The sequence below is a fragment of the Cyanobium sp. ATX 6E8 genome, assembly GCF_024346335.1.
Lineage (GTDB): Bacteria > Cyanobacteriota > Cyanobacteriia > PCC-6307 > Cyanobiaceae > Cyanobium_A.
Window position 1 is genome coordinate 43,331 of sequence record NZ_JAGQCT010000016.1, and the last position, 9,369, is coordinate 52,699.

Genomic DNA, 9,369 nt, shown 5'->3' on the forward strand with positions numbered 1-9,369 from the left:
CCCTAGAGCGTGGTGGGCGTGCGGCGGGTGAGGTTGCGCAGCTTGCGCAGGGCCTTGAGCTCCACCTGGCGCACCCGTTCCCGTGACACATCCAGCTGGCGGCCGATTTCCGCCAGGGTGTGGCGCTCCTCGCCTTCCAGCCCGAAGCGCAGGTGCAACACCTGACGCTCCTGGTCGCTCAGGTGGCTCAACCAGCGTCCCAGTTGCTCATGGTGGATGACCCGCTCCACCCGATCGAGGGGTTCCTCGTTGGAGGAGTCAGCGATCAGATCACCCAGGAAGCTGCGCCCCTCATCGCCGTTCACGGGCGCATCCAGGCTGGAGGTGGTGAGGGCCTGGCGCAGCAGGCCATCGAGCTCGTCGATGGGTATCGCCATGGCTTCGGCGATTTCCTGCCGGCTGGGCATGGCACCCAGTTTGTGGGCCAGATCCAGGCTCACCTTGCGGATGGCCGACAGCCGTTCGCTCAGGTGCACCGGCAGGCGGATCGTGCGCGACTGGCAGGCGATCGCCCGGGTCATGCTCTGGCGAATCCACCAGAAGGCGTAGGTCGAAAATTTATAGCCCCGGGTTGGGTCAAATTTCTCAACGGCCCGCTCCAATCCCAGCGATCCTTCCTGGATCAGATCGAGGAGTTCGAGGCCTTTGCCTTGATACTTTTTGGCAACACTGACCACTAAACGCAAATTGGCCTTCATCATGCGCTGCTTGGAGCGCTTGCCGATGCGGAGCAGCTTCTTTTCCAGGTCGGTGTAGTCCCGCTCTCCTTCTTCCAGCAGGCGCATCATTGTCTGCACCTGGTTGCCGAGTTCGATCTCTTCGGCTGGTGTGAGCAGAGGTTCGCGACCGATCGTCGCCAGATACCAGGTGATCGGGTCGCTACTTCGTCGACGACTGCTTTCGCTAGCTCCTAGGGGAGAGGAGGTCATCGGAGCGCCTAGAGAGGACAATGACTATCCAGGCAAATTCACTGTTTCGAGTGTGTTTTCAGCAACCCTTTAGCTTTCAATTGCAAAACAACACAGAACCGTCCTGGGTTGGGGCGGCTGCGCTGCAACTTGGTGTGGTGATCAACACAACTGGGCTAGCTTTTGCGCCACCTCCAGGGGGGTGGCGGCGCCCTGGTTGCTGGGTGCACGGAGTTGCAAGCCGGCCTGGGCGTGGGCCAGGGCCGCTGCAGCCAGCCAGGAGGCATCGGCGCCGCCTGTGGCGGCCATGGCCATCGCCCCCAGGCCTGCGGCGTGGCCCGCCAGCACATCGCCGAGGCCGGCCCTGGCACTGGTGGGATTGGCCTCCAGCAGTTGCCAGCGGCGGCCATCGGGGGCTGCCACCACACTGCGCGCCCCTTTAAGCAGCACGCAGGCGCCGCAGCTCCGGGCCGCCTGGGCGGCGGCCTCCAGGGCGGTACTGGTGGTGGTAGAGGTGGCGGCGAGCTCAGGAAACAACCGGGCGAATTCCGCCGGGTGCGGGGTGATCCAGGTGGGGCCCTGGCGCTGTTGCAGCCAGCTGATGGCGCTCAGGCCGAGGCCCTGGGCCACCGGCCCGGCCAGTCGGTTGAGTCCATCGGCATCGAGCACCAGCAGCCCGCTCCAGCCCAGCAGGCTGCGCCAGCAGTCGGCTTCTCCAGGGCCAGCCTGGGGCATCGGTGGAGCCAGCTGGCCCGCAGGCGCGAGGGGCCCGATTCCTGGTCCGATCAGCAGGGCATTGAGCCGCTGCGGGTCGAGCTCGGTGAGTTGATCCAGCCGCAGGCTGCCGTGGTTGTGGCAGGCCAGGGTTTGGCTCACCACCACGTGGGGGTGCTGCTGCCAGAGACTGCTGGCCAGGGCCTCCGGTAGGGCCGCCTGCAGGCTGCCGCAGCCGCTGCTGGAGGCCCCTGCCAGCGCGAGGCTGGCCGCCCCCTGGTAGGCCTCGCTGCCCGCTACCACCAGCAGCCGGCCCCGCTGGTATTTGTTGGCGGCCGGACTGAGTGCGGGCCGGGGTCGGTCGGCCAGATCCCGCGCGGCCAGCCCCAGCGGCTGATCGCAGGGCAGGGTGTCCAGCAGGGATCGGGGCAAGCCCAGGTCGATCCATTCCAGCTGGCCCACGCTCGCCAGGGCCGCGTCCTGCACCAGGCCGGTCTTGACCAGCCCGATCGCGTAGGTGGTGAGGGCCAGGGCCGTGACCGGGCCGGTGGCCTGGCCGCTGTCGGCGCAGAGGCCTGTGGGCACATCCACCGCCACCAGGCCGCCGGGGCGTTGTTGCTGGCGAGCGTGCAGCAGGGGTTCGATCACTGCCCCGGGGGGACGCCGCTGGCCGATGCCCAGCAGAGCATCAATCCAGAGGGGGCTGGCTTCGGGGTTTGGATTGTGATCGAGCAGGGGAATGCCCAGCCAGCGGGCATGGTGGAGGTGCGCTTCGGTGAGCGGCTTGCGCCGCTCAAACGGGCTCCAGAGGGTGGTCGCGACCCCGGCCAGGTGCAGCTCCCGGGCGATCACCAGGCCGTCGCCGCCGTTGTGGCCGGGCCCCACCAGCACAAGCGCGCCATCGCGCCTCAACCGCTCGCCGTGCTGCTCCAGCAGCCGCCGCGACACCGCCAGGGCAGCTTTTTCCATCAGGGCTTCCACCGGCAGGCCACTGGCGAACAGCTGCTCCTCCAGCGCCGCCATCTGGGCGCTGCTCACCAGCAGATGGCGGCCGTCCCGCGCGGGCCAGGCGGGCAATGCGGCTGGCTGCACCAACCCTGTTTCAGCAACTGGGTTTCATGATGGGATCACTCCTGCCCGCTGTCTGCCCTGTTGTCCGTTTCCGTTGCCACCTCCAGCAGTCCCGCGACACCGTGCACTCCGGCCGGCCTTGCGGCCCTGGATCGGCTGCGCGCCTGGCCCGGCGAACATCGGGTGGCCGTGGGGCTGTCGGGCGGCGTCGATAGCTCCCTCACGGCGGCGCTGCTGGTGGAGGCGGGCTGGCAGGTGGAGGGGCTCACTCTCTGGCTGATGAGCGGCAAGGGGGCCTGCTGCGCCGAAGGCCTGGTGGATGCGGCCGGTATCTGTGAGCAGTTGGGGGTGCCCCACCACGTGGTGGATTTCCGCGCGCACTTCCAGGCCCAGATTGTCGATTTCCTGGTGGAGGGCTACGCGGCTGGGGTCACGCCGCTGCCCTGCTCCCGCTGCAACCGGGAGGTGAAGTTTGGGCCGATGCTGCAGTGGGCCGAGGCGGAGCGGGGCATCGGCCGCCTCGCTACCGGCCACTACGCCCGGGTGCGCCACGGCGCGGTGAGCGACAACGGCCGCCACCAGTTGTTGCGGGGCCTGGATACCCAGAAGGATCAGAGCTACTTCCTCTACGACCTGCCCCAGGAGGCCCTGGGCCGTCTCGTGTTTCCCCTGGGTGAGCTGACCAAGGCCGACACCCGCCTGGAGGCGGAGCGCCATGGCCTGCGCACGGCCAAGAAGCCCGAAAGCCAGGACCTCTGCCTGGCGGATCACCACGGCTCAATGAAGGCCTTTCTGGATGCCTATTTGCCGCCGCGCCAGGGCCAGATCGTGCTCGCCGATGGCACGGTGGTCGGCGAACACGACGGCATCGAGCACTTCACGATTGGCCAGCGCAAGGGGCTAGGCGTGGCCTGGAGCGAGCCGCTGCACGTGGTGCGGCTCGATGGGGCGATGAACCAGGTGGTGGTGGCGCCCCGGCGCGAGGCGGCCCGCCCTGAAGCGGTGGTGGGCGCGGTGAACTGGGTGTCGGTGGCCCCGCCCGAGGAGCCGATCGTGGAGCCGCTTGAGGTGGCGGTGCAGGTGCGCTACCGCAGTGCGCCGGAGCCGGCCCGGCTCTTCCCCCTGCCCGCCACTGAGGCCGACCGGGCCGCTGGCCGGCCCCATCGGGTGCGGCTCGAGTTTGCAGACGCGCAGTTTTCGATCACGCCTGGACAGGCGGCGGTGTTTTACGAGGGTGAGGTGCTGCTCGGCGGTGGGCTGATTCAGGCCTGATCACCAGCGCTCATCACCAGCCCTGATCACCAATAGGGATCGCTCGCCAGCTCCACCGTTAGCGTGCCGCTGCGGCTGGCGGGCACCGTGGCAATGCAGGCCCGCACCACCTGGCCGTTCACCTCGATTTCGCAGGCCCCGCAACTGCCCCCCAGGCAACCGGTGGGGATGGCCACCCCGGCCTGGCGGGCTGCTTCCAGCCAGTCGCTGCCGCTGGCGATGCGACTCTGGTGGCCGTGGGGCCAGTGGATCAGCACCTCGGTCATGGCTCCTGCAGTAAGGGATCCAGGTTGACGTGCTGCGCAAAGGCATCGGCGAGCCGATCGAGCAGGGCTTCGCGCTGGCGGCTGTGGTGCGGTTGCCGTTCGCTCAGGCTCGGCAACCCCTTGCGCTGCCGCAGTTGGTTGAGCCAGCGCCGCCGCCAGGGGCCGCTCTCAAACACCCCGTGCAGATAGGTGCCGACCACCAGTCCGCCCTGGTCGCCAAAGGCGGCCACCCAGCCCAACGCCGCATCGGCGCAGAGGGGCTGGCAGGCGTCGAGCGCGGTGGTGCGGCCGCGGTGCAGCTCGAAGCCCTCCAGCTCTAGGGCATCGCCCGCGGCAGCTGGCCAGAGGGCGGGGCTTCGGCGTTGGCGCAGGGCCTTACCCTCGCCAAACACTGTGCTCAGTGGTAGCAAGCCGATCCCGGCTGCACCGGTGCCGGCCTGCCCCTCCAGCCCATCGGGATCACTGAGCTCGCGCCCCAGCAGTTGCATGCCGCCGCAGATGCCGAATACGTGGCCGCCGCAAGCGACATAGCGCTTCAGTTCCTCTCCCAGGCCACTGGCGTCCAGGGCGGCCAGATCCCGCAGGGTTTGCTTGCTGCCCGGCACGATCACCGCATCGGGCTGGCCCAGCTCCTCCCCTGGCGCGAGCCAGCGCAGCTGCACCGTTGGTTCGGCCTCTAGGGGGTCGAGGTCGGAGAAGTTGCTCAGCGACGGCAGCCGCAGCACGGCGATCTCCAGCTCCGCTCCCCGCTTGCGGCCGCGGCGCTCCAGCAGGTCGAGGGAGTCTTCCGGGGGGAAGAGCTCATCGAGCCAGGGCATCACCCCCAGCACCGGCACGCCGGTGTGGGCCTCCAGCCAGCGCCGCCCTTCATCGAACAGCTCGCGGCGGCCGCGGAAGCGGTTGATCAGCAGGCCGCGCACCAGGGGGCGCTCCACCGGCCGCAGCAGGCCCAGGGTGCCCACCAGCTGGGCGAAGACGCCACCGCGCTCGATGTCGGCCACCAGTAGGCAGCGGGCCCGCAGGTATTGGGCCAGACGCAGGTTGGTGAGGTCGCGGGATTGCAGGTTGACCTCCACCGGGCTGCCGGCCCCCTCCAGCACCAGACGCCCGCCGGGATGGGCCGCCTGCAGGGTCTGCAGCCCCTGGCGGATCGCCGCCCAGCTGGGGCGAAACCAGTCGCGGTAGTAGTGCTCGGCGCGGGCGCTGCCCACCGAACGGCCCAGATGAATCAGCTCACTGGTGGAATCGCCCTGGGGCTTGAGCAGCACCGGGTTCATGCTGTGGTGCGGCTCCAGGCCGGCGGCCCAGGCCTGCAGCGCCTGGGAGTAGGCCATCTCGCCGCCGGTCTGGTCCACCCAGGCGTTGTTGCTCATGTTCTGCCCCTTGAAGGGCAGGGGCGTTTCACCGCGGCGGCGCAGCACCCGGCAGAGGGCGGCGGTCATCAGCGATTTGCCGGCACCACTGCTGGTGCCTAGCACCATCAGGGGGTTGGGTGGGGCCTGGCTCATCCGTTGGCCCTGCTGTTGTCGACAAACCAGCGTTCGAGTTCCAACCAGGGCAGCTCGCCCGCCGCAAGCCGTTGAATCGTCAGAACAATGCTTTCATTGCCGGCTTGGAAGCTGAAGCCGTTGAGGCCCAGGAAAACAACGGCTACGAGAAACCCGCTCCTTTTGTTCCCATCGCTGAAGGGGTGCGCGCGCACAATTGCCTCGGCGTAAGCGGCTGCCAGTTGGGGGATTGTGCCCAGTTCTCCGTAGACCCAACGCTGCCTGGGCCTGGCAAGGGAAGAGGCCAGAGCGATCTCGCTGCGAACACCCCGAAGTCCACCATGCTCCAGGGTCTGCTGGTGGTGGATGGCTTTCACCGCAACGGCAGGCACCCATCGCGGTTCCTGGACGTCGCTCAACGGGCCAGTTCACGCAGGGCGGCTTGGAACTGGCGCGCCGCATCCGTTGCGAGTGCCAGTGCTTCCTGCACCGTTGGATCGAAGGGGGAGAGCAGGATGCCGTGCTCAGTTTCGATCGCTTGCACGCGGTCTCCCGGAGCCAGGTGAAACCGGCGGGCCATCTCGGAAGGGATTGTGGCGCTGACAGACCCGCCAGCCTGACGAAGCGTGACTTCAGTTGGCATCATACTGTGGCAAGTAGCACTTGAATGCTACTCGCTGCTGCCGTTCACAGCCGGGGCCGGTGGCGGCGCAGGCCGTGCTGGAGGCGATCCAGCAGCGTGGCGGCAGGAATCTCATCGGGCCATTGGGCCAGCAGCGTGCGGCCCATCGGCGTGAGCCGCACCCGCTCGGTGAGGCCCTGGCCATCCACCTCCCGCCGCAGCACTCCCAGTTGGATCAGCCAGATCCACTGGGCTTCGATTCGATCGGGAGTGGGGGTGCCCCGGCAGAGGCTCCGGTGGTCGTTCCGGCGGCAGAGTTCGTTGCTGCTGAGGGCCTGCTCCGCCACCGTTCTGTAGAACGCCAGGCGAAAGGGCAGGCAGCGCAGGGCCTGGCTGGCGCGCTGCTGGGCACGCCGGTCGTGGAGGAGGGGGTCGAGGAGCAGGCGGTCGATTGGGGTGGCGGCCCGGTGTTGCATAGAGGGATTCTCCCTGACCCCATGCTCGTTCTTGCTTCGGCGTCTCCCGCCCGTCGGCGTTTGCTGGAGCAGGCCGGCATCCCCCACCGGGTGCAGGTGAGCGGCGTGGACGAGGCAGCGATCCAGCACAGCGATCCGAGGCAGCTCGTGCAGCAGCTGGCGCGGGCCAAGGCGGCGGCGGTGGCATCCACCGTGGCGGAGGGCTTTGGCGAGGGCGCTGCGGTGCTCGGCTGTGATTCGCTGTTGGTGTTTGAGGGGGAGGTGTTTGGCAAGCCCGCCGATGCTGCGGAAGCCCAGGCGCGCTGGCAGCGGATGGCCGGGCACTGGGGAGAGCTGATCACCGGCCATTGCCTGCTGCCCGCTGACCAGGCTGGTGGCCAGGGTCTGGGGGGCTACACCAGCCCACAGCTCGCCGCGGTGGTGACCCGTGTGCAGTTCGCGTCCCTGAGCCCAGCGGAGATTGAGGCCTATGTGGCCACCGGCGAACCGCTGCAGTGCGCCGGTGGTTTTGCCCTGGAGGGCCGAGGCGGCTTGCTGGTGGAACGGATCGAGGGCTGTTTTAGCAATGTGATCGGCCTGAGCCTGCCCTTGCTGCGCCGCTGGCTTGCGGGCTAACTGCAAGCCAGGGCTTCACTGGCCCAGCAGGATGTCGAGCAGCTGGCCCCAGCTGGTGCCGCTGGTGGCTGCGGTCTCGGGCGTCATGGTGAGCACCCGATCCGACCAGCTGAAGCTGAGCGTTCGCCCCTGGTCGCGCACCTGCACCGGCCAGGTGGTGCCGTTGCGATCACTGATCTGGTACGTCCCGCCCCTTGGCCTTCGCGGCAGGCAAGACGGGGTTCAACCCAAGGGCCGTGCTGAGCAGGCTGGCGCTCACGGCGCTGACCAGCACCGGCGGAAGCTGGGGACGCTTCATGCAGGCAGTCTTGAGTACTGCTGGAAAGCTATGCAGCCTGGAGCGGGGCAATAAAAAAGCCCCCGCATGTGGCGGGGGCTGAGGCAGAACTGCATCCAATGGTTGCGGATTCAGATCAACACAAGGGCTCAGTCGAGGTCCGGCATGGCCAGGGTGGGCTCGGCCTTGCGGTCGATCCCTTTCTCGAAACCGGCAGCGGCAGCGCGGGCGCGGCCGGCGTGCCAGAGGTGACCCACCAGGAAGAAGAAGGCGAGCACAAACTGCGTGGACGCCAGCCACTGGCGGATGTTCACGAAGTTCACCGAGTTGGGCTCGGTGATGATGCCGCCCACCGAGTTCAGGGACGCGTTGGGAGCGTGGGTCATGTATTCAGCCGCGCGGCGCACTTGCCAGGGCTGAATGTCGTTCTGGAGCTTGTCGAGGCTCAGGCCGTTGGGGCCGCGTAGGGGCTCCAGCCAGGGGCCGCGGAAGTCCCAGAAGCGCATGGTTTCACCACCGAAGATGATCTCGCCGGTGGGTGAGCGCATCAGGTATTTGCCCAGACCGGTGGGGCCCATGGCCGAACCGATGTTGGCGCCCAGGCGCTGGTCGCGCACCAGGAAGGTGAAGCTCTGGGCCTGGGAGGACTCGGCGTTTGTGGGGCCGTAGAACTCCGAGGGATAGGCGGTGTTGTTGAACCAAATGTAGGCCGAGGCGATGAAGCTCATGAAGCTCAGGGCGCCAAGGCTGTAGCTCAGGTAGGCCTCACCATTCCAGATGAAGGCGCGGCGCACCCAGCCGAAGGGCTTGGTGATCGCGTGCCAGATGCCACCAAAGATGCAGATCAGACCGATCCAAATGTGGCCACCAATGATGTCTTCCATCGAGTTGACCCCGATGATCCAACCTTCGCCACCGAACGGGGCGCGGGTGAGATAGCCGAAGATCACTCCGGGGCTGAGGGTGGGGTTGGTGATGATGCGCACATCGCCACCGCCCGGGGCCCAGGTGTCGTAGACGCCGCCGAAGAACATGGCCTTGAAGACCAGCAGCAGGGCGCCGACGCCGAGAAGGATCAGGTGATAACCAATGATGTTGGTCATCTGGTTTTTGTCGCGCCAATCCTGGGAGAAGAACGAGGAGTAGTTCTCGAGGATTTCAGGGCCGCGGAGGGCGTGATACAGACCGCCCAGGCCGAGCACGGCCGAGCTGATCAGGTGCAGCACACCGACCACAAAGAACGGGTAGAGATCGGTGACCTCGCCGCCGGGGCCCACGCCGTAGCCAAGGGTGGCCACGTGGGGGAACAGGATCAGGCCCTGTTCATACATGGGCTTGTCGAAGGTGAAGTGGCTCACCTCGAACAACATCATGGCGCCGGCCCAGAAGACCATCAGACCCGCGTGGGCCACGTGGGCGCCGAGCAGGCGGCCGGAGAGGTTGATCAGACGGGCATTGCCCGCCCACCAGGCATAACCGGTGGAGTCGAGGTCTCTGCCTCCGACCACCAAGTTGGAATTAAAGGGCGTTTCCACGGGGCAGAACCTCTTCAGGGAAGACGAAGTTTTCGTGCGGCTGGTCAGCCGGTGCCATCCAGGCACGCAGACCTTCATTCAGAAGAATGTTCTTCGTGTAGAAGGTTTCAAATTCGGGGTCCTCAG

At 67.3% G+C, this 9,369-nt stretch carries 11 protein-coding genes and 1 pseudogene; 2 read left to right on the top strand and 10 right to left on the bottom strand.

Annotated elements, in window-relative coordinates; translation table 11 throughout:
* Positions 1-2: 2 nt before the first annotated feature.
* Complete coding sequence (locus tag KBY70_RS11940; RefSeq protein ID WP_094560220.1) at positions 3-929, bottom strand: sigma-70 family RNA polymerase sigma factor; 927 nt, start codon at positions 927-929, stop codon at positions 3-5.
* A gap of 141 nt (positions 930-1,070) precedes the next feature.
* A complete protein-coding gene (locus KBY70_RS11945; protein ID WP_315859745.1) occupies positions 1,071-2,699 on the bottom strand; it encodes an NAD(P)H-hydrate dehydratase in 1,629 nt (542 codons plus the stop codon).
* 75 nt (positions 2,700-2,774) lie between these two features.
* Here KBY70_RS11945 and mnmA point away from each other — a divergent pair, with 75 nt between their 5' ends.
* Complete coding sequence (gene mnmA / locus KBY70_RS11950; protein ID WP_254988644.1) at positions 2,775-3,965, top strand: tRNA 2-thiouridine(34) synthase MnmA; 1,191 nt, start codon at positions 2,775-2,777, stop codon at positions 3,963-3,965.
* A 26-nt stretch (positions 3,966-3,991) separates the two neighbouring features.
* Here the strand turns inward: mnmA and KBY70_RS11955 are convergent, their stop codons facing one another.
* From KBY70_RS11955 to KBY70_RS11975, 5 genes are all read right to left on the bottom strand, one after another.
* Complete coding sequence (locus KBY70_RS11955; protein WP_094560224.1) at positions 3,992-4,231, bottom strand: 2Fe-2S iron-sulfur cluster-binding protein; 240 nt, start codon at positions 4,229-4,231, stop codon at positions 3,992-3,994.
* Positions 4,228-5,712 (bottom strand): cobyric acid synthase, encoded by a 1,485-nt coding sequence (locus KBY70_RS11960; RefSeq protein ID WP_254988653.1) that lies wholly within the window; start codon positions 5,710-5,712, stop codon positions 4,228-4,230. The genes KBY70_RS11955 and KBY70_RS11960 overlap by 4 nt, the downstream gene beginning before the upstream one ends.
* Before the next feature lie 23 nt (positions 5,713-5,735).
* A complete protein-coding gene (locus KBY70_RS11965; RefSeq protein ID WP_254988645.1) occupies positions 5,736-6,095 on the bottom strand; it encodes a type II toxin-antitoxin system death-on-curing family toxin in 360 nt (119 codons plus the stop codon).
* Between the two features lie 38 nt (positions 6,096-6,133).
* Complete coding sequence (locus KBY70_RS11970) at positions 6,134-6,298, bottom strand: type VII secretion target (RefSeq protein WP_254988646.1); 165 nt, start codon at positions 6,296-6,298, stop codon at positions 6,134-6,136.
* 107 nt (positions 6,299-6,405) lie between these two features.
* On the bottom strand, positions 6,406-6,816 hold the full coding sequence (locus KBY70_RS11975; RefSeq protein WP_254988647.1) for an Npun_F0494 family protein: 411 nt from the start codon (positions 6,814-6,816) through the stop codon (positions 6,406-6,408).
* 21 nt (positions 6,817-6,837) lie between these two features.
* On the opposite strand from KBY70_RS11975, the gene KBY70_RS11980 reads away from it, so the two are divergent.
* Positions 6,838-7,431 (top strand): nucleoside triphosphate pyrophosphatase, encoded by a 594-nt coding sequence (locus KBY70_RS11980; protein ID WP_094560226.1) that lies wholly within the window; start codon positions 6,838-6,840, stop codon positions 7,429-7,431.
* Between the two features lie 15 nt (positions 7,432-7,446).
* Here KBY70_RS11980 and KBY70_RS11985 read toward each other — a convergent pair whose 3' ends face one another.
* The 3 genes and pseudogenes from KBY70_RS11985 to KBY70_RS11995 all read right to left on the bottom strand — a co-directional run.
* On the bottom strand, positions 7,447-7,578 hold the full coding sequence (locus tag KBY70_RS11985) for a hypothetical protein (RefSeq protein WP_254988648.1): 132 nt from the start codon (positions 7,576-7,578) through the stop codon (positions 7,447-7,449).
* A 279-nt stretch (positions 7,579-7,857) separates the two neighbouring features.
* Positions 7,858-9,243, bottom strand: coding sequence for a photosystem II reaction center protein CP43 (gene psbC / locus KBY70_RS11990; protein WP_094560227.1), 1,386 nt, complete (start codon positions 9,241-9,243; stop codon positions 7,858-7,860).
* Positions 9,227-9,369 (bottom strand): annotated as a pseudogene (locus KBY70_RS11995) (photosystem II D2 protein (photosystem q(a) protein)); the annotation flags it as partial. The pseudogene KBY70_RS11995 and the gene psbC, both read right to left, overlap by 17 nt.